Source organism: Pseudomonas sp. MT3 (assembly GCF_054720805.1).
Window position 1 is genome coordinate 242,993 of record NZ_JBTVPY010000004.1, and the last position, 18,843, is coordinate 261,835.

The 18,843-nt window shown below is 65.8% G+C and carries 13 protein-coding genes; 5 read left to right on the forward strand and 8 right to left on the reverse strand.

Annotation, left to right across the window (positions count from 1 at the left end):
* Window positions 1-122 precede the first annotated feature (122 nt).
* On the forward strand, window positions 123-539 hold the full coding sequence (locus ACYCAX_RS06315) for a glycine zipper domain-containing protein (RefSeq protein ID WP_041712582.1): 417 nt from the start codon (window positions 123-125) through the stop codon (window positions 537-539).
* An 84-nt stretch (window positions 540-623) separates the two neighbouring features.
* On the opposite strand, the gene ACYCAX_RS06320 is transcribed toward ACYCAX_RS06315, so the two are convergent.
* From ACYCAX_RS06320 to ACYCAX_RS06355, 8 genes are all read right to left on the reverse strand, one after another.
* On the reverse strand, window positions 624-1,295 hold the full coding sequence (locus tag ACYCAX_RS06320; protein WP_460247609.1) for a DUF3313 domain-containing protein: 672 nt from the start codon (window positions 1,293-1,295) through the stop codon (window positions 624-626).
* 73 nt (window positions 1,296-1,368) lie between these two features.
* A complete protein-coding gene (locus ACYCAX_RS06325) occupies window positions 1,369-2,670 on the reverse strand; it encodes an OmpP1/FadL family transporter (RefSeq protein ID WP_041711951.1) in 1,302 nt (433 codons plus the stop codon).
* Between the two features lie 604 nt (window positions 2,671-3,274).
* On the reverse strand, window positions 3,275-3,499 hold the full coding sequence (locus ACYCAX_RS06330; protein ID WP_460247610.1) for a hypothetical protein: 225 nt from the start codon (window positions 3,497-3,499) through the stop codon (window positions 3,275-3,277).
* 17 nt (window positions 3,500-3,516) lie between these two features.
* Window positions 3,517-5,259, reverse strand: a complete 1,743-nt coding sequence (locus ACYCAX_RS06335) for a ShlB/FhaC/HecB family hemolysin secretion/activation protein (protein WP_460247611.1) — start codon at window positions 5,257-5,259, stop codon at window positions 3,517-3,519.
* 2 nt (window positions 5,260-5,261) lie between these two features.
* On the reverse strand, window positions 5,262-11,183 hold the full coding sequence (locus ACYCAX_RS06340) for an MBG domain-containing protein (protein ID WP_460247612.1): 5,922 nt from the start codon (window positions 11,181-11,183) through the stop codon (window positions 5,262-5,264).
* A gap of 100 nt (window positions 11,184-11,283) precedes the next feature.
* Window positions 11,284-12,969 carry a LuxR C-terminal-related transcriptional regulator gene (locus ACYCAX_RS06345; RefSeq protein ID WP_460247613.1) on the reverse strand — a complete coding sequence of 562 codons (1,686 nt, stop codon included), beginning with the start codon at window positions 12,967-12,969 and terminating at the stop codon, window positions 11,284-11,286.
* A 113-nt stretch (window positions 12,970-13,082) separates the two neighbouring features.
* Window positions 13,083-14,111 carry an AraC family transcriptional regulator gene (locus ACYCAX_RS06350; protein ID WP_460247614.1) on the reverse strand — a complete coding sequence of 343 codons (1,029 nt, stop codon included), beginning with the start codon at window positions 14,109-14,111 and terminating at the stop codon, window positions 13,083-13,085.
* Window positions 14,112-14,262: 151 nt separating this feature from the next.
* Window positions 14,263-14,934 (reverse strand): DUF3313 domain-containing protein, encoded by a 672-nt coding sequence (locus ACYCAX_RS06355; protein ID WP_460247615.1) that lies wholly within the window; start codon window positions 14,932-14,934, stop codon window positions 14,263-14,265.
* Window positions 14,935-15,407: 473 nt separating this feature from the next.
* Here ACYCAX_RS06355 and ACYCAX_RS06360 point away from each other — a divergent pair, with 473 nt between their 5' ends.
* The 4 genes from ACYCAX_RS06360 to ACYCAX_RS06375 are packed head-to-tail and all read left to right on the forward strand — an operon-like array spanning window position 15,408 to window position 18,843.
* The gene (locus ACYCAX_RS06360; protein ID WP_460247616.1) at window positions 15,408-16,388 is read left to right on the forward strand and encodes an AAA family ATPase; all 981 of its coding nucleotides are present in this window, start codon (window positions 15,408-15,410) and stop codon (window positions 16,386-16,388) included.
* A gap of 10 nt (window positions 16,389-16,398) precedes the next feature.
* Window positions 16,399-17,349 carry a DUF58 domain-containing protein gene (locus ACYCAX_RS06365; protein WP_460247617.1) on the forward strand — a complete coding sequence of 317 codons (951 nt, stop codon included), beginning with the start codon at window positions 16,399-16,401 and terminating at the stop codon, window positions 17,347-17,349.
* Entirely contained in the window at window positions 17,346-17,852 is a 507-nt protein-coding gene (locus ACYCAX_RS06370; RefSeq protein ID WP_460247618.1) for a DUF4381 domain-containing protein, read from the forward strand. The genes ACYCAX_RS06365 and ACYCAX_RS06370 overlap by 4 nt, the downstream gene beginning before the upstream one ends.
* On the forward strand, window positions 17,839-18,843 hold the full coding sequence (locus tag ACYCAX_RS06375; protein ID WP_460247619.1) for a vWA domain-containing protein: 1,005 nt from the start codon (window positions 17,839-17,841) through the stop codon (window positions 18,841-18,843). The genes ACYCAX_RS06370 and ACYCAX_RS06375 overlap by 14 nt, the downstream gene beginning before the upstream one ends.

Below are 18,843 nucleotides of genomic sequence, written 5' to 3' on the forward strand. Positions count from 1 at the left end.
GATAGGCGGCCAGGCTAATCCGCGCACCCTTGATTCAAGTCCATGAACCCCCGGACTTGCGTTGTTCGCTGGCTGCGGATACTACAGACTTGCGGTCTTGCTTCCGTTTTGAGGTCCGAATGATGCGTAAATCACTCTCTGCACTTGCTTTCAGCATTCTTGCGGCGCAGTACGCCATTGCTGACGAAACCACCAACACGGCAGTCGGCGGTGGCGTTGGCGGCGCCCTCGGCAGCGTAGTCGGACAGGCCGTCGGCGGCAGCACGGGCGCGGCGATCGGTGCCGGCGTCGGCGGCGCGGCCGGTGGCGCGATGAGCGCGAAGGACGGCAAGAAGACTGAAGCGGCCATCGGCGGCGGCCTCGGCGCGGCGGGTGGCCAGGTGGTCGGCAACAAGGTGGGCGGCTCCACCGGCGGCGCCATCGGCGCTGGCCTGGGCGGCGCGGCGGGCAGCGCCATCGGCAACAACCTGGCCGACGACGATGACCACCACGACAACCACAAGTCCCGTTACAAGCATAAGCACAAGCACCGCGACTGATCGCCCGTCGCGTTCGTACCATACAGAAAGCCCGCATGTCGCGGGCTTTTGCGTTATCAGGAGCGCTGATGTGCGCGGCGGGGATTACTTGCCTTTCAGGCCCTGGTAGGACTTCAGCATGTCCAAGGCCCAGCCATCGAGCACGGCGCGGGCGTCCGTGGCCTGCATGACCTGGGAAGAGTTCTCCAGCTCCGTGCCGGCGCCCTTGCGCACCACTTCGGCGACGACCTTGCCGCTGCCGCCGTCGAGGAAGGCCGCTTCGGTGGCGACGCTGGTGTCCTGGTCGCGGATGCCGGCGGCGGTGCTGATGCCGGCGGCCACCAGGGCGATCGGGATGACCTCGTAGGGTTGCAGGCCCTGGGTCGAGGCGCTGACGGCGGTAATCGCCGGGCGCACCACCAGCACGCCCGGACCGGGGGCGCTGGCCAGCGGCAGGGCCTTGGCGAACTGGGTTTTCAGGGCCTGGTCGTAGTAGCTGGTGATCCCCGTGAGGGTGCTCTGCGGAATCTTCTCGGTGGGCTGCGGCTGCGGATAGAGCTGGCTGGGCTCGACGTAGACGCTGCTGAAGCGGCTCACGTCCACGCTCGGATCGATCCAGCGCATGACCGGCGCGCCGGACGGCGATTTTTCTTCCTTGAGGACGCTGTAGTCCTTGAGGAAGCAGGAGTATTTCTCGGGCTCGACATACTTGCTGGCACAGCCGGCCAGGGTCAGAGTGGCCAGGCACAGCGGTAACGCCAACAGCTTCCAGTTCATCACAGGGTTCCTTTTGGATGAGTGCGTGTTCAATGGGGGTGGTGTCGCAATAGGCGTCGTCATCGGCCGGGCCTTAGAAGCGCCAGGTCGCGCCGCCGCCGATGATGTGCAGGGCCGCGTTGTGGTAAGTGCCCGACAGGGTGGTGCCCGAGCGCGCCTTGGTCTGTTCGTCGTCCATGTCGCCGAGCCAGACCAGCGTGTAGGCCAGGTGGAGGTCCAGGCCCTCGTCGAGCTGGTAGTTCACCCCGGTCGCCAGGCGCCAGCTCTCGGCCATCGGGTTGTCGACGGTGCGGTCCTTGTCGTCGACCGCCGAGCTGTCGTAGCCCAGGCCCATGTTCCAGCGCAGTCGCGGCGTAGCCTGGTACTGCGCGCCGACGGAGGCGTGCCAGGTGTCCTTGTACTGACGGTCGACGGTGCGCTCGACACCCCCGGCATTGGCGTCCACTTCCACACCGAACTCGCCGAAGTCGCTCCAGTCCTGCCAACCCAGGCTGCCGAGCAGTTTCCAGCGCGGATCGAGCTGGTGGGCCACGCTCAACAGCACGGTCTGCGGCACGTTCATGTCCAGTTCGAGGGAGTCGACATCGAGGCGGTTCAGGGCGGCATTGATGATCGGGTTGCTGACGTTGCGCACGTCGGGGCTGTCCTCGAACTCCAGCTTCACCTTGCTGGTGTAGGCGAGGCCGATCCGGGTGCGCTCGTCGAGGTGGTAGAGGAGCCCGAGGTTGACGCCGACGCCGGTGTCGGTGTCCTTGTATTCGAGCTGGCCATCCGGACGGTCCCGCAGGCCGAGCAGGTTGTTGTCGATGGCCATCTCGTTGCGGTAATAGCCGTAGACGATGCGCGGACCGATGCCAATGGACAGGTCGTCGGTGAACTTGTGGGCGAAGGTGGGTTGAAGGGATACCCCGATGACCGCCGCTTCCTGGGTGAAATAGCGGCCCGCCCAGTCATCGTCATAGTTCAGCGCCAGGCCGAAGTTGCCGTACATGCCAAAGCCGATCGCCGAGCGGTCGTCGATCCGGTGGCTGATGAACAGGCTGGCGCCGGGCAGCCATTGCAGGGCATTGCCGCCTTCGTTGCCGCTGAACTGGTTGTTGCCGTCGCGAGAGAACTGAATGTCGCCAAGGATGACCTGCGCGTTGGCGCTGACCTGCGTTCCGGTCAGTTCAGCGATACCCGCCGGGTTGCTCATCAACACGCTCGGGTCGGTGGCCAGCGCGGCGGAGCCGGCGTTGGCCAGGCCACTGCCTTCCTGACCGGCCTCGTAGATCATGATGCCCCCAGCGACGACATTCCCGGCAAACAGTCCACACAGGGATGTCAGGGACGCCGCGCAAGCGATCCGTGTGGGGTGAATCTTGTTGCCCTTCATCGAGCATCCTCTGCTGCTTGTTATCTGCTCGGAGGCCCTGCGTCGGGGCTTGCGAAATGAAAGCCCAGCCGGCGCAGCTAGCCAACGGTGAGCGAGAGCCTAGGCGTTAAGGGAAGATGTACAAGTGGAATTGGCTGAGGATGCGCATTTGGTGACAGCCCCTGGTTTGCAAAGAGAACTTTTTCCGACTCCTGATTTCGCGCGATTTCCAGACGAAATGCCGTTATTCCGGGGCTTTTCTTTTCAATTGCCGAAAATCGGGTGTCGCGAAAAGAAACGACTTCAGACTTGTCCTGGGACGAGTCATGCGCAGCGATAGCCGCTGTACGACAGTTCTGCCACGGCAGTGTCGCGAGCCAGGTGGCTATCAGGGGACGCAGGCCGCCGTGCTTCGGAGACCGCCACGGGCCCGCCAAGGCTAGCGGCCGGCCAGGTTCAGCAGCAGGTGGACGGTAGCGCTGCAGCCGTGTTCGGGCAGGGGGTAAGCTGGAGTTCGCCGCCGATGCCGGCGGCGGGCGGCGTCCTGCCCCTTGAACCAGGACGCCCTGCCGGGACGGTGAGCCGGGAGGAACGGGCCCGCCGCTGTCACCGTCCCTTAGCGCCGCTATTGCTCGCGGATCAGCAGCAGTTCCCGCCGGACGATGGACTGAAAGAGTGCCTCCAGCGCCCGCGCATCGTTATCCATGTGCTGCACTACGTCGGCGATGCGGGCGGTGAGATCGGGCGGCGGCAGGTAGCGGTGCTGCAACTCCAGCAGCAGTTCGGCCGCGACATCGCTGTTGAAGGAGGCGCTGCGGATCGTACGGAGAGGGTCGAGTGGCGGTCTCATGGCATTGTCCCCGGTCCTCAGAACAGCTTCAGGAAGTTGATGTAGAAGCGCGGAGCCTTGCCGTTGTCGTCGTCGATCTCCTTGGCGGATACCGAGCGCGTCAGCGGGAAGGCGACTTCCGGCGAGACGTAGGTGTCCTGGTAGACGTTGTAGTGGGCGCCGAACCCGGTGGAGGACAGGCTTTCCGAGCTGACCCAGGAGGGATCCTTGCTCCAGACTTTGCCGAAGTCCCAGTAGGTGTAGTACTGGGTCGGAATCGCGTAGTCCCTCCAGGTGTGGATGCGGTTGTACTGCAGCTCGGTCTTGACCGCGAAACCGCTGTCGCCGGTGATCTCGGACGGATCGTAGCCACGGCCGAACTCACTGCCGCCGACGCCGAACTGCTCGGGCGAGAGCAGCCGCTGGCCGAAGGCGGTCTGCGCGGTGCCGGCGACGTAGAGGTTCAGGCCGTCCATGAGTCTGGACAGATCCTGCAGGCGCTGGGCGTCGACCTGGAGCTTGCTGAAGTCGGTCTCGCCGCCCTCGCGGGACGGGTTGGCGCGGCTCTCGCTGCTTGAGCCCATGATGGCCAGGCCCTTGCTCAGTTCGGCCTTGACCAGGTTCTTGCCGCCGAAACTGTCGAACCAGTCATAGCTGGCGCCCAGGCGGATCGCGCGGATACGGTCTTCGCTGGAGGGCGGCAGGTTCTTGTCGTCCAGGTACTCGGAGGTGCCGTTGTAGTAGGTGAAGGCGGCCGAGGTCTTGAACGTCTGGTCGCGCTGGCGAATCCACGGTCGGGTGATGCGTACCGCGAAGGTGTCGCCGGAGCTGTTGGCGTTGAGGAACGAGTAGGTATCGGCATGGCCATCGTTGTGTTGGGCGAGGAAGCTCACCACATCGCCTTTGCTGCCCACCGGCAGCTCGTACTGGCCCTCGAAGAAGGTCATCTTGTCGCCTTCGATGGACTGGCCGGCGCGGATGCCCAGATGGTCGCCGTGGCCGGTGAGGTCGTTGACGCCGACACCACCATAGACCTGCCAGGGGCCGAAATAGCGGCTGTCGCGGTTGTCGAAGCCGAAGAAGCCTTCGTACTTGCGCAGGGTGTTCTCGACGGCGAGGTCGGTGCCGTTCTCGACCGGGGAGGCCTGCAGCGTCCCCCGGCTGTCGTTGCCCGACACATCGTTCATCAAAAGGAGGTTGCGCTCGATGGTCTTGCTGGTCGGCGGCGTCTCTTTCCTGATGTTGTCGGCGTAGCGTTCCAGGGCCTTGTTGGTCGGGCCCTGGAAGCTCACGTCATTGACCTTGCCTTCGAACACCCGCAGCACCAGCTTGCCGCCTTCGAGCCGCTGCTGCGGGACGTAGGTCCTGGCCAGCAGGAAGCCGGCCTTGCGGTAACGCTGGGTGATGGTGTCGGTCACCGCCTGGATTTCGCCCAGGGTCACCCGGTGGCCTTCCAGGCGCTTGAGTACCGCGTCGAAAGTGCCGGGCGGATAGCTGGTGGCGCCTTCGAGGGTGACCTTGTTGACCAGGAAGCGCGTGCTCGGCAGCGCCTCCAGTTCCCGAGGCTCGGGTTGCAGCTCGGGGGTGATCACGGTTTCCGGCAGTTCCAGGGTGCCGGGCATCTGGGTGGGCGAGGTGCGCACGCCGGTGCGGTCCGGCACTTCCACGCGACCGGGGTCGAGCTGCCCCAGCGGGGCGGCCTGGGCCTGGGAGCCCAGCAGCAACAGGCCGGAGAGGACCGCCGTGGCGAGACGCGTAAGGGTAGAGGGATGGGTTTTCATGACTATTTACCTCCCTTGTTCGGAACCTTCAGGTCGTGAGGGATCACGCTGCGGTTCCAGTCCGGGACGATGAACTTGCCGTCCTTGATGAGGCTGTTGGCGTAACTGAGCACGTCGCGGATGTCTGGCGTGGTGCTGGTCTTGTCGCCATAAGCGCGGGGTTTGCAGATCAGTTGCACGGCGTAGGTGCGGGCCACCGCCGGGGACACCGTGTAGTTGGCCGAGGCCGCCGAAGGCGATTCCAGGGCCGTGCAACGGGTGTTGCCGGGGGATTGCGCGGTGACGGGCAGCGGGCCGAGCGGCATGGCCGGGTCCGGCGGCGCCAGCGGACCGGTGATGGTCATGGCGCCATCGCGGAAGACCACGGTGTAGTTGCTGCCGGCCTCGAAGGCCTGGCCCTGTCCTATGTCGTAGGTGCCGGCGGCCTCGCCGGGTTCCCGGCTCAGCGAGCCTTTCACCACGCCGGCGCTGTCGCCGTTCTTCAGCCCGTTCACCTGGTAGGTCAGGGCCGGGTCGGCCTGGCCAACGGCCTTGGTCTTGTTGTCCGCGCTCACCACCAGTTGTGCCGGGGTGACCTGCAGGTTGCCGTCCTTGAACACCATGCGGTAGTTGCCGCTGCTCAGCGCCACGTTGCCCTGGGTGATGGCGTAGCCGCCGTCCTTCACATTCTCGCCGGAGGTCCGCGCGAGGTCGCCGCTGACCACGCTGCTGGCGCTGTCGCCGCGTTTCAGGCCTGCGACCGAGTAGGTCAGCTTGGGATCGAGATCGCCATAGACCTTGGTTTTGTGGTCGGCGGTCACGGTCAGTTCGGCGGGAGTGATCGCCAGCTGGCCATCCCTGAAGGTCAGGATGTAATTGCCGCCCTTGCCATCGTTCAACCCGAGGCTGCCCTGGCCGATGCCGTAGGTGCCGACGTTCTCGCCGGCGCCCCGACTGGCCGATCCGCCATTGAGCACGGCCTGTGCGGTGTCGCCGTTGACCAGTCCGCTGATGCGATAGCTCAGGTGCGGGTCGATTTCGCCGTAGACCTTGGAGTGGCTGTCGAAATCGATCTGCAGCGACGCCGGAGTGATGGTGAAGGTGCCGCTTTCATAGTGCAGGATGTAGTTCTGGCTGGTGCTCGCCATGTCGCCCTGGCCGATGGCGTAACCGCCGGCCTTCACGTCCTCGCCGGCCTGACGCGCCAGGTTGCCACCCAATGCCGATGCCTGATCGTCACCGCGCTTGAGTCCGGAGACCTTGTAGCTGAGCGCCGGGTCGATCTCGCCGTAGACCTTGCTCTGGTCGTCGGCGCGCACCAGCAGGGTGGCGGGCGTGATGGTGAAGGTGCCGGCCTCATAGCTGAGGATGTAGTTCTGCCCCTTGCCATCGTTCAGGCCCACCGAGCCCTGGCCGATGCCGTACTGGCCGACGTTCTCGCCGGTCTGCCGGCCCAGTTGCCCTGCATTGAGTACGTCGGCAGTGCTGTCCTTGCCTTTCAGCCCGCTGACCTGATAAGTCAGTTTCGGGTCGAGGTCGCCATAGACCTTGCCGGTGTTGTCGGCGCTGATCTTCAGCGAGGCGGGGGTGACGGTCAGCTTGCCGTCGACGAATGCCAGTACGTAGTTGCTGCCCTGGCCGTTGTTCAGCCCCAGGCTGCCCTGGTGGATCGCGTATCCGCCGGCGCGGACGTCCTCGCCGGCTTCACGGCCGAGGCGGCCGCCGTTGAGCACCGTGTCGGCGCTGTCGTTGAACTTCAGGCCGGAAACCACATGGGTGAGCGCCGGGTCCGCATCGCCGTAGACCTTGCTCTTGTCCTGCGCCTGTACGGTCAGGGTCGCGGGGGTGATCGCCAGGTTCCCGTCGACGAAGGTCAGTACGTAGTTGCTGTTGCCGGCCAGCTTCAGATCGCCCTGGCCGATGGCATAGTCGCCGACGTTCTCGCCTGCCTTGCGGCCGAGGGCGCCGTCATTGAGCACCTGCGCCTGGATGTCATTGCGCTTGAGGCCGGACACCTGATAGGTCAGCGTCGGATCGACGTCGCCGTATACCTTGGTCTTGCTGTCTGCGCGAACGGTCAGGGTCGCCGGAGTGATACTGAAGGTGTTGCCCTGGAAGCTCAGGACATAGTTCTCCCCGAGCACGTCGAGGGAGCCCTGGTTGATGCCGTAGTCGCCGACGTTCTCGCCCGCCGTGCGGTCGAGGGCACCGCCATTGAGCACTTTCTCCTGGGTATCGTTGAGCTTGAGGCCGGAGACCTTGTAGGTCAGCGCCGGGTCGAGGTCGCCATAGACCTTGGTCTTACCATCCGCCGTGAGGGTCAGGGTGGCGGGTGTGATTTCGAAATCGCCCTTCACATAGCGCAGGATGTAGTTGCTGCCAGCCTGGCCGTTGAGGTCGAGCCCGCCCTGGCCTATGCCGTAGTGCCCCACGTTCTCGCCGCTGGCGCGGGACAGGGTGCCGTCATTAAGCACCGACGCGGAGGTGTCGTTGCCCTTGAGGCCGGACACCTTGTAGGTCAGCGCCGGGTCGGCGTCGCCGTAGACCTTGGCCTTGCCATCGGCGGTGACGGTGAGTTCGGCGCGCGTGATGGTGAAGATGCCGTCTTCATACTGCAGGATGTAGTTCGAGGCCTTGTCGCCGGTGAGCGCCAGAGAGCCCCGGTTGATACCGTAATCCCCGACGTTCTCGCCGTCCTCGCGGCTGATGTCGCCGCTGAACAGCTGGCCCTGGGTGTCGTCGCGCTTCAGGCCCGACACCTGGTAGGTCAGCGTCGGGTCCTGGTCGCCGTAGGTTTTCTGCTTGTCGTCCGCCTTGACGGTGAGAGTGGCGGGGGTGATCTGCAGCGTGCCGTCCACGAAGGTCAGCTTGTAGTTCCCACCCAGGCCGTTGTTCAGCGCCAGTTGGCCCTGGTTGATGCCGTACGCGTCGACATCCTCGCCGGCCCGGCGGGAAAGGGCGCCGCCATTGAGCAAATCATCGCCGGTCTGGCCAAGTTTGGCGCCGGAGAGGCCATAGTCCAGTTTCGGATCGTCATCGCCGTAGACCTTGCTCTTGTCCCTGGCGGTCACGGTGAGTTCGGCCGGGGTGACGCTCAGCGTCCCCGGCGTGACCGCGACCTCGTAGCGCTTGCCGACGAAGCCGTCGGTGTCGATTTTGCCGTCGAGCTTGTAGTCGCCGACATTGGAGCGCTCGGTCGCGTCGGTGTGGGCGGTGAGCCTGGCGTCGAAGCGGTTCTGGTTCAGTTGGCGATCGACGAAATCGTCCACGCCCTTGACCGCCCGGCTGTTAGTCGAGGGGCCGGCGGTGAGACCGCCGACGAGCTGCGGTGCGGGATTGGTTTCGCCGTACTCGCGCTGGATGTCGCCGATCTTGCCTTCGAGCTGCGCCTTCTGCGTGTTGAGCTGGACACCGCCCGTGGCACTGTTGTCGCGGCTGCCGAGGAAGGTCACGACCCCGCGCTCGTATGCGTTGCCGCTGTGCCACATGCTGGTGAAGTTGGCCTGGGCCTCGGTGCTGTTGGTGCCCAGGTCCACCAGCAGTTGGTCGCGTTTCCCCGTGGTGCGGTTGTCGGTGATGCCCGGCGCCTGCGGGTTCTTGCCCTGGTCGCCGGCACCGCCGAGTACGCCCCAGCCGTCGATATCGGAGACCACCGCGCCCTGGGCCGCGCTCAGGCTGAAGCCCGGCGGCAGCTCGGTGGTGGCGACGCCGTTCTTGAGGACGTTGAGCAGGCTGGCGGCATTCGGATTGGAGCTGATGGTCCAGCGGTCGCCAGTGACCGAGTCTATGAAGCTGATGGACTTGACCTTGTAGTCGGTGTCGGGGAGCGCGCTATAGTTCTTGTTGCTCATGTCGAGCGGATTGCCCTTGTTGTCGACGTAGTCGATGGCTTCGAAGATCAGGTACTCGAAGCTCTGGCCGTTGTAGCCGAGGGTGTGGATCTGTTCGCCTTCGCGGTTCCAGATGGTCGTCTGGCCGAGTTTCTCGATGGTCTGCGCCTTGACCCCGTCGAGGCTCTCGGTGAGGCCCTCATGCTGGATGTCCACCTTGCCGGTGTTCACCTCGCCATTGGAGGTCTGGTTGTAGTGGAAGACGCCGTTGCCGGCCTTGCCGGCCAGGGTGCCGGCATGGTTCAGCGGGCTTTGCAGCAGGACGCTGGCGCCCTGCACGGCCACCTTGTCACCGATCAGCGCGGTGTTGTCCTGTTGGATCACCGAGGCGCTGTTGGAGGTCTTGATCCACACGGTGCCCTGGCCGACGTCGATGATCGCGCGGCCCAGGTAGGCGGCATCGCCGGTCTTGCCGGCGGAGTTGTCGTTGAGCAGCACATCGCCGGTGGCGAGGATGAACAGGTGGCCGTCCCTGAGCAGGATCGGTGCGTTGATGTAGACCGAGCCGCTGTCGTTGCGCTTGGCGTCCGCCAGGGGGTTGCCGGTGTTCTGGTAGTCGCTGACCGCCGCTACGCTGCCGTTGGCCAGCAGGCGCAGGGTGTGGCCCGCCGCATCCGGCGCGACGATGGCCGAGTTGACGTTGATCCGCTGGCTGGCGTTGATCTCCACGTCGCTGTTCTTCAGGCCTGAGGCGATGGCGCTGGCGGAAATCGTGTCGCTACCCGGGGCGCCGCCCTCGGCCTCGATGTTCACGGTGTCCGGGTCCAGCAGCCACTTGCCCGACTGCTGGCCGCCGTGGGCGCTGACCCGGGCCTCGGGGGCGATGGTCAACTGCTTGCCGGAGGTCTCGACCACGCCGCCTTTCTGTCCGCCCTGGGCGCTGGCGCTGCCGGCGAAGTGGGTCTTGCCGTCGCTCCAGACCACCACCTGCCCGCCGTCGGTCTTGCCGTCGGCCTTGAGCTGCGCGCCCTGGGCGACGCTGGTGGTCTTCGCGGCCTGTTCCGGGCCCCGGCCCTGGTAGCTGCCGCCCACCAGTACCTTGCCGCCGGCGCCCTGGGTGCCACTGGCGTCGACCTTGGCGGTGCCGGCGACGTTCACCTCGTCGCCCAGCACCTTGATCTGGCCACCATTAGTGCCTTTGGCGCTGAGGTTGCCGGTCACGTTGGTCCGGGCCGAGTTGCCGAGCACGATGGTGCCGCCGTCGTGGCTGACCGAATCGGCCACCACGTTGCCGCCGACGTTGATCACCGAGTCCAGGTGCTTGGCCGCGCGCTGGGCGCTCATGGCGATCGTGCCGTTGCCGACATCGATCTCGCCGCTGTTGTGTACGCCGCCGGCGACGTCGCCGTTGACGCTGCCGCGCTCGCCGGGTTCGCCGTTCACCGCGATGTTGAGCAGGCCGTCACCGTGGAAGTCGAGGGTCGCCCTGGGACCGGTGGCCAGCTGCACCATGCCTTTGCGGGCCTGGATCACTCCGGCGTTGTTCACCTGGGCGCCGAGCAGCGCGACCATGCCGTTGTCGTGGACGGTGATGCGCCCCTGGTTGGTCACCAGGCCGGTGAGCTGGATGTCCAGCTTGCCGGTCGCGGCAAACTGCCTGGCCTGCTCCTCGGTGAGGAAGCCGGCGCTTGCCACCAGGGCGCTGGATGAGATGTGAGCCTTGGGCCCAACCATGATGCCGTTGGGGTTCACCAGGATCAGTTGGCCGTTGGAGGTAATGGCCCCGTAGATCTTCGACGGATCGGCACCGATCACCCGGTTGAGGGTGACGGATTTGCCGTCAGGCTGGTTGAAGGTGATCTTGTTGTCGGGACCGACGTTGAAGCGCTGCCAGTTGATCGCGGTGCGGGCGCTGGACGTGTTGATGTCCATGTTTTTGCCCTGCTGGCTGATGGTCGCCTGGCCGCCGACGACCTGGCCGCCCTGCGGCAGGTTGTCGGCGAGCACGTAGGTCACCGGGAAGGTGGCTCCGGCGGAGGCCAGGGCGATGGCGATGCAGAGGGTGGTTAGCGGAGAGCAAGGGTGTCCTTTTTCCGCCTTCGATTGGGTGCTCATCGCTTTCTCCTGATTAGGTTTAGCTAGGAGAAATGATTCGCCTCGGGTCGAAGCCGGGTAAGCGTGCGTTCAGGCAATGCCTTGTAGTGCGATTCCTAACCTAGGGGACAGGTTGCGTCGATGCGATGGGGACCGAGAGGGTGGCGGTTGCCTCGAAGACCTGGCCGTCGTCGCGGACGATCTCCAGGCTGCCGTGCAGCAGGTCGCACAGCTTGCCGGCCAGGGCGAGGTAGAGGACGGGCGCGGCTCCCGCGTGCATTGGCGCGGTGGTGCCCTTGACGTTCAGCGTCCAGTCCAGGTGGCCGGCTTCCCGCTCGAACGACTCGACCTGCACCGTGGCGCCCAGAGCACCCTCATGCTTCATGTGCAACAGCAGGGCCTTGAGCAGGTAGGCGTAGCGCGAGGGGTCGATCCAGCCGCGCGACTGGGCGTGGTCGGTGATGAGTGTCCAGGCCGGGACGCTGTCGCCGGGCAGGACCTTGAGCGAGTCCTGGGTCAACTGGTTCAGGCTCTCGGGGAAGGGCGTCAGCGGAACCTCGCCCAACTCCATGCGCACTAGTTCGGAAACCATCTGCACATTGTCCTGGGCGCGCTCCAGCAGAACGGCGATGCCGCCCTGGTAATCCGGGCTCTGGCGCCCCTGAAGAATCATCCGGGCGCTGGCGATGAGGCTGGCGACCTCTTCCCCATGCTGCAGCAGGTAGATGCCGCGGCGCTTCTGGATCGAGGAGAAATAGGAGACTTGATTGCGCAGGGCCTGGATCTTCTGCGCTTCCTCGTCCAGGTCCACCGAGGTACAGAGCATGCCTAGCAGCTCGCCGTTCTCATCCAGCACCGGGTGACCGCTGTGCCGGATCACCCGCCGCTGGCCACGGAGATACATCGGGACCAGCATCATGTAGGGGATGCGCTTCTGGACGGCGTCCTCGAAGGTGGCCCGCGCATGCAGGATGTGTTCCTCGTCGATGATCCCAAGATCCCGTTGCCAGGTATTCAGCACCTCATCCTGCGTCAGACCGAGATAACTCAGGAAGGCCTGGTTGGTTGCGAGTATCCGGCCGTCCGGCGCGCGCAGGCAGATGGGGTAGGGGACCTGATGGAGGAGGTCGGCGAAGCGGGAGGTGTCTTTTTCCGTGACGGCGTCGTGCGCCGTTATTCCCGGCCTGTCGTCGAGCAGCCCGCGCTGTGCGGCAACCTGGAGCAGCTCGACCAGCGAGTGGGTGCCGGTCTTTTCCAGCAGGCGGGTCTTGTAGGTGCTGACGGTGCGGTCGCTGAGCGCCAGCTCACCGGCGATCTGCTTCACCCGGTAGCCGTCGGCGAGGTAGCGCAGCACCGTGAGCTCCCGCGCCGTCAGTTGCTCCGCTCCGGCCTCGGTGGCGTTCGCACCGGCGTCGAGATGCAGGGCCCTGGCCTGGAAATAGGTGCGTCCGGCCAGCACCTTGGCCACGGCGTCGAGGAAGGTTTCGAGGGCGTCGTCCTTGGACACGAAGCCAGCGGCGCCGGTCGCCAGGCAAAGGTGTTCGTACACGTCGGCGGGCAGCGAGGTCAGCACCAGCACCTTGGTGTCGGACTTCCTGGACACGATCCGCTTGATCACATCGAGGCCGCCCAGCTTGGGGATGTCGAGCTCCAGGATGACCAGGTCCGGCGACCGGGCGCGAAACGCGGCGAGCCCGTCCAGGCCGTTCCGCTCGGGGCCGATCACGCTGTGCCCGGCATTGCGCAGGACAGTTTCCACGCCCAGGGAGCTCAGCGGTTGCTGATCGATGAGGAGTATGTTGGCCATGCTGTCGTCCGCGGCTCCGGGATCCATTGGCCTTGATGATAGACGCTGGATGCGGCGATCCCTTGAATCATGGCAGAGCGCCCCCGGCGATCGACGGCGGCGCTCCGTTCCGCTCAGTCGTCCGTCGAGCTGCCAGCGTGGAACGGGTGCTTGCCATGCAGCCGGCGGTGCTCCAGCGGCGACATGCCGAACCAGCGCAGGTGCGCGCGGCAGAACGATGCCGTACGGTTGTAGCCCAGTTCACGGGCGATCTGGCCCACGGTCAGGGTCGTGCGGCACAGCAAATGCTCGGCCTGCTGGCGGCGGATCTGTTCGACGTGCCCCTCGAAGTCGATGCCGTCGTTGGCCAGTCGCCGTTGCAGGGTTCTCGGGTTCAGGCCCAGGTTGTGGGCGACCTGCTGGAGGCTGCAGCGGCACTTGGGCAGCAGCATCTGGATGTGGCGTTCCACCTTGCTGCGCAGGTCGTCGTCCGACGAGCTCTGGGCTTCCAGGTAAAAGCGCACGATGGAGTGCAGCACCGGATCGTGCTGGATGCAGGGATGCTGCAGGGAAATCGGCGACAGGGCGAGGGCGTTGTGCTCCTGGCCGAACAGCACCGGGCAGCCGAAGTAGCGGCGATAGAGGGCGATGTCGGCTTGCGGTTGATGGCGCAGCAGCACCGACCGGGGGCGGAACGCGGCGCCCATCAGCTCGGAGACCAGCAGCTTGCCCTGCAGCAGCGACTTCTCGACGATCTGCGGGATTGCCTCGGGGCAGGGCAGGGAGTTGTCGAAATAGAGCAGCACGTTGCCGGGGCGGCGTTCGAGGCGGTAGTGGATGGAGGGGCTGTACAGGTGCATGTAGCGCAACACCGCGACCAGGCCATCGCCCACGGTCGGCGCCGATCGCGCCAGGTGCTGCAGGGGACCGAGCAGCGAGGAGCCCTGGCGTGCCGCCAGCTCCAGGCCCAGTTCCGGCATGTGGACGGCGCGTGCGCTGCCCTCGAAAATCTGCGCAAGGCTCTTATAGGAAAACTTCTTCTCGAAGTTGCCGACCACGTCCAGGTCGACGTGATGGGGAGCCAGGTGCTCGCGCAATGTTGCGCCTTGCTCGGAGAGCAATTCGCCAAACTGAAGGAAGGCGGTACCGCGGATGCTGTCCATGTGATCACACTTGATAGGTATTGCGGGCTAACGGGGCGCTGCAAGCCCTGGTTCCTGCCAGGGGCTCGGGTGTAGGGTGAAACAAGTATTGCGGGATGACACAAAAGTGCAAACAAAGCCCGGACGCGCGGCGCGCTCCGGGCCTGTCGGATCATTTGTTCTTGAGCGACTGGAAGGTCTTGAGCATGTCCGAAGCCCAGCCATCGAGCACGGCGCGGGCGTCCTTGGCCTGCATGACCTGGGAAGAGTTCTCCAGCTCCGTGCCGGCGCCCTTGCGCACCACTTCGGCGACGACCTTGCCGCTGCCGCCGTCGAGGAAGGCCGCTTCGGTGGCGACGCTGGTGTCCTGGTCGCGGATGCCGGCGGCGGTGCTGATGCCGGCGGCCACCAGGGCGATCGGGATGACCTCGTAGGGTTGCAGGCCCTGGGTCGAGGCGCTGACGGCGGTAATCGCCGGGCGCACCACCAGCACGCCCGGAGCGGGGGCGCTGGCCAGCGGCAGGGCCTTGGCGAACTGGGTTTTCAGGGCCTGGTCGTAGTAGCTGGTGATCCCCGTGAGGGTGTTCTGCGGAATCTTCTCGGTGGGCTGCGGCTGCGGATAGAGCTGGCTGGGCTCGACGTAGACGCTGCTGAAGCGGTTCACGTCCACGCTCGGATCGATCCAGCGCATGACCGGCGCGCCGGTGGGTGACTTGTCTTCCTTGAGAATGCTGTAGTTCTTCAGGAACCCGGAGTAACTCTCGGGCTCCACGTATTTGCTCGCACAACCAGACAACGCGAGAGATGCGCCGCACAGCGTGGCCAGCAGAAACTTCGACTTCATCGTATGGCTCCTTAAAGGTCTTGGGGTCAGGCAGTGATAGCAGTTTGTTGTCATGGAAATGTTGCAGGTAGCCGCAAAAACATCAGCTCACCCCGCCGCCCAGTGCATGCAGCGCGCAGTCCTTGTGGATCCCCAATGGCGTGGCGTCGGTGCGCCGTCTGGATTGCCCGGCGTCCGGATCGCCCGGCCACCCAAGAGTGTAGGCGGCATGCGTGGCCAGTCCATCGCCGGGTGGTAATTGACCCCGCTGAAGGCTGCGCCACTCTGCAGCGTCCGCGACCTTCGGTGCGTGTTCATTTCGCGACATCGATTTCGTAGGAATTCGATTCCTCGCGGTACGGGTGGCGTGATCTGATCGGGATTACAGTAGAAAAGCTTCGTTCTGCGGCACAGTGCGTGGCAGAGTGTGCCGATCAGGATTCCGGCACGCGCGGAATCGACTCGATAAAAATAATCGAACAAGGAAGAACGCGGTGGACACTCGTGAGCAGATCGCCAAGCTGGAATCCAGCATCGGATCGCAGGTGCTGGGCCAGCAGCAAGGTATCCGCCATATCCTGCTGGGCCTGCTGGCCAACGGTCACGTCCTGCTGGAAAGCCTTCCGGGCCTGGCGAAAACCCGAACGGTCAAGGCGCTTGCCACTCACCTGGATGCGCACATGAGCCGCATCCAGTTCACACCGGACCTGCTGCCCTCCGACATCACCGGCGGGGAAATCCTCCAGCAGACCGAATCCGGCAACCAGCTCAAGTTCCAGGCGGGCCCGCTGTTCGGCAACGTCATCCTCGCCGACGAGATCAACCGCGCGCCGGCCAAGGTCCAGGCCGCGCTGCTGGAGGCGATGGAGGAACGGCAGATCACCGTGGCCGGGCAGACCCACGCCATGCCGGGGCTGTTCATGGTGCTGGCCACGCAGAACCCCATCGAGCAGGAAGGCACCTACCCGTTGCCCGAGGCGCAGATGGACCGCTTCCTGATGAAACTGCTCATCGACTACCCGAAGGTGGAGGACGAAACCCAGGTCCTGCGCCTGGTGCGCGAGGAAGAGCAGCGCCAGCAGACGGGCGAGGCGCAGGAGCGTCCCGAGCTGCTGCCCCAGGAGGTGATCTTCGCCGCGCGCCGCGAGGTGGGGCGCGTGCACGTCTCCGAGCCGCTGGACCGCTACCTGATGGACCTGATCCACGCCACGCGCCAGCCCGCCGACTACGATGCGGACCTGGCGCGCTGGATCCGGGTCGGCGCCAGCCCGCGCGGCGGCATCAGCCTCGACCGCGTGGCACGCGCCCATGCCTGGCTCGACGGGAACGACTACGTCTCCCCCGACGACGTCCGCGCGGTGCTCCATCCGGTGCTGCGCCACCGGTTGCTGCTTTCCTATGACGCGGTGGCCGACGGCGTGGGCGCCGATCAGGTGCTCGACCGCCTGCTCGATAAAGTGGCGGTTCCGGCGTAGAGGAGGGGCCATGCAGGAGCAACGCCCCATCGCCGACGGCTTCGTCTACGCCTCGTTGCCGCAGTTGATGCTGCTGGAGCATCGCGTGCGCGGCCTGAGCTTCCTCTCGCGGCAGCCGCTTTCCAGCGTGCTTTCCGGCAACCATGCCGCGCGCCTGCGCGGTCGTGGCCTGAGCTTCGACGAGCTGCGCCAGTACAACCCCGGCGACGACCTGCGCCACCTGGACTGGCGGGCCTCCCTGCGCTACGGCAAACCCTTCGTGCGCAGCTACACCGAAGAACGCGACCGGCCGACCCTGTTGCTGGTCGACCAGCGCATGAGCATGTACTTCGGTTCGCAGCGCAACTTCAAATCGGTGACCGCCGCCGAACTGGGCGCCATCGGCGCCTGGATGGCCTTCCATGCCGGCGACCGGGTGGGCGGCATCGTGTTCGGTGACCATCACATCGAGTACGTGCGGCCGTTGCGCAGCCGGGCGCGGGTGGAGGCGCTGTGCTCGGCCATCGTCCACCACAACCACGCCTTGCACGCCACGCGCAGCGAAGACGAAGCGCCCGGCCAACTGGACCGCGTGCTGAGGGAGTGCCTGGGCATCGCCGGACACGACCACCTGATCGTGATCGTCAGCGACTTCGCCGGCGTCTCCGCGCAGACCTTGCAGTTGCTGCGCCAGCTCAGTGCCCACAACGATGTGCTGGCCCTGCAGGTATTCGACCCCATCGCGCTCAAGCTGCCCGACAGGGGCCGGGTGACGGTGACCCAGGGCGAGCTGCAGGTCGAGCTGGAAATGGAGCGGCGCCAGGTGCATCGGCCCCTGGGGGAGTTTCTCTCCGGTCGCCTGAAGGACGTGGCCACCTTGCTGCGCCGCAGCCAGGTACCGCTGATGATGTTCAGCTCCGGAGGCGACAGCCTCGACCAGCTGCGTGCCGAATTGGGCCGGCTGGCGGTGGTGCCGCGATGAGTGCGGCCGCCGTTCCCAGCATCGACCAGTTGCGCGAGTTGGCCCTGCCGGCGCCGGTGACCAGCTACTGGCCGCAGACCTGGGCCTGGCTGGTGTTGGCGCTCATCCTGTTGGCCATGCTGCTGGCCTGGGGCGTCTGGCGCTACCTGCGCTGGCGCCGCGATCGCTACCGGCGCGAGGCGCTGGCCCGGCTCGACCAACTGGTGCTGGCGCTGGACGACCCGCAACGCCGCCTGGCCGCCCTGCGTGAACTGCCGCAGTTGCTCAAGCGCGTGGCCCTGTCGATGCCGGCGGGGGAGGTGGCGGCGAGCCTGGACGGGGCAGCGTGGCAGGCCTTCCTCCAACGTCACGGCACGGCGCCGCTGCCGGCGGATTTCGCCCAGCGCCTGGCATTCCTGGCCTACGCCCCGGCAGCCCGTATCGAGGCACTGGAGGCCCATGACGTGAACGTCCTGCTCAACGCGAGCCGGCAATGGATCGAGGCTCATCGTGTGGCAGTTTGACTATCCCTGGCTGCTCCTGTTGCTGCCATTCCCCTGGCTGGCCTACCGCTACCTGGGACGCTATGTCGAGGCGCGCAGCGCGCTGCGCGTTCCCTTCTTCGCGGCCATGAGCCAGGCCACCGGACAGTTGCCAGGCAGCGCCAGCGCTGCCGGCGGACGCTGGCAACTGCCGCTGAACCTGCTGGTGTGGGCGCTCATCCTGGCCGCCTGCGCGCGGCCGGTGCTGGTGGAGAAACCCATCGAGCGGGAGCAGCCGATCCGCGATCTGATGCTCGCCATCGATATTTCGCAGTCCATGCAGACCACCGACTACAGCGCCCCGGATGGTACCAGGGTCGACCGCCTGACCGCCGTGAAACGCGTGGTGCGCGACTTCATCGCCAAGCGCAAGGATGATCGCATCGGCCTGATCGTCTTCGGCACCGGGGCCTATCCGCAGGCGCCGCTGACCCTGGACCACGCCAGCCTCGGCATCCTGCTCGACGAAGTCGGCATCGGCATGGCCGGGCCGAACACCGCCCTGGGCGACGCCATCGGCCTGACCGTGAAGCTGCTGGACAAGGCCCGGGAGCAGGAGAAGGTGCTGGTGCTGCTCACCGACGGCAACGACACCGGTAGCGCCATCACCCCTGAGCACGCGGCGAGCATCGCCCGCGATCGGGGTATCGTGGTGCACACCATCGGCATCGGCGATCCCGAGGCGAGCGGTGACGCCAAGGTGGACCTGAAGACCCTGCAGGACATCGCCTCCGCCACCGGTGGGCGCTTCTTCCGCGCCGACGACCGCGATGCGCTGCAAGCGGTCTACACCACCCTGGACCAGATCACGCCACACCGGGTGAAAACCCTTAGCCACCAGCCCAAGCGCGATCTGTTCTGGCTGCCGCTGGGCGCAGCACTGCTCGCCCTGCTGGTGGCCCACGGCATGGCGGCCCTGGCCTCGCGCCTGGGCACGCCGCGTCGGCGGCGAAACCTGGCGGAGGAGGGCTGA

What these genes read in the sequence shown, in the direction of transcription:
- ACYCAX_RS06315 (WP_041712582.1), top strand. Translation starts at nt 123, where the DNA reads ATGCGTAAATCACTCTCTGCACTTGCTTTCAGCATTCTTGCGGCGCAG.
- ACYCAX_RS06320 (WP_460247609.1), bottom strand. Translation starts at nt 1,295, where the DNA reads ATGAACTGGAAGCTGTTGGCGTTACCGCTGTGCCTGGCCACTCTGACC.
- ACYCAX_RS06325 (WP_041711951.1), bottom strand. Translation starts at nt 2,670, where the DNA reads ATGAAGGGCAACAAGATTCACCCCACACGGATCGCTTGCGCGGCGTCC.
- ACYCAX_RS06330 (WP_460247610.1), bottom strand. Translation starts at nt 3,499, where the DNA reads ATGAGACCGCCACTCGACCCTCTCCGTACGATCCGCAGCGCCTCCTTC.
- ACYCAX_RS06335 (WP_460247611.1), bottom strand. Translation starts at nt 5,259, where the DNA reads ATGAAAACCCATCCCTCTACCCTTACGCGTCTCGCCACGGCGGTCCTC.
- ACYCAX_RS06340 (WP_460247612.1), bottom strand. Translation starts at nt 11,183, where the DNA reads ATGAGCACCCAATCGAAGGCGGAAAAAGGACACCCTTGCTCTCCGCTA.
- ACYCAX_RS06345 (WP_460247613.1), bottom strand. Translation starts at nt 12,969, where the DNA reads ATGGCCAACATACTCCTCATCGATCAGCAACCGCTGAGCTCCCTGGGC.
- ACYCAX_RS06350 (WP_460247614.1), bottom strand. Translation starts at nt 14,111, where the DNA reads ATGGACAGCATCCGCGGTACCGCCTTCCTTCAGTTTGGCGAATTGCTC.
- ACYCAX_RS06355 (WP_460247615.1), bottom strand. Translation starts at nt 14,934, where the DNA reads ATGAAGTCGAAGTTTCTGCTGGCCACGCTGTGCGGCGCATCTCTCGCG.
- ACYCAX_RS06365 (WP_460247617.1), top strand. Translation starts at nt 16,399, where the DNA reads ATGCAGGAGCAACGCCCCATCGCCGACGGCTTCGTCTACGCCTCGTTG.
- ACYCAX_RS06370 (WP_460247618.1), top strand. Translation starts at nt 17,346, where the DNA reads ATGAGTGCGGCCGCCGTTCCCAGCATCGACCAGTTGCGCGAGTTGGCC.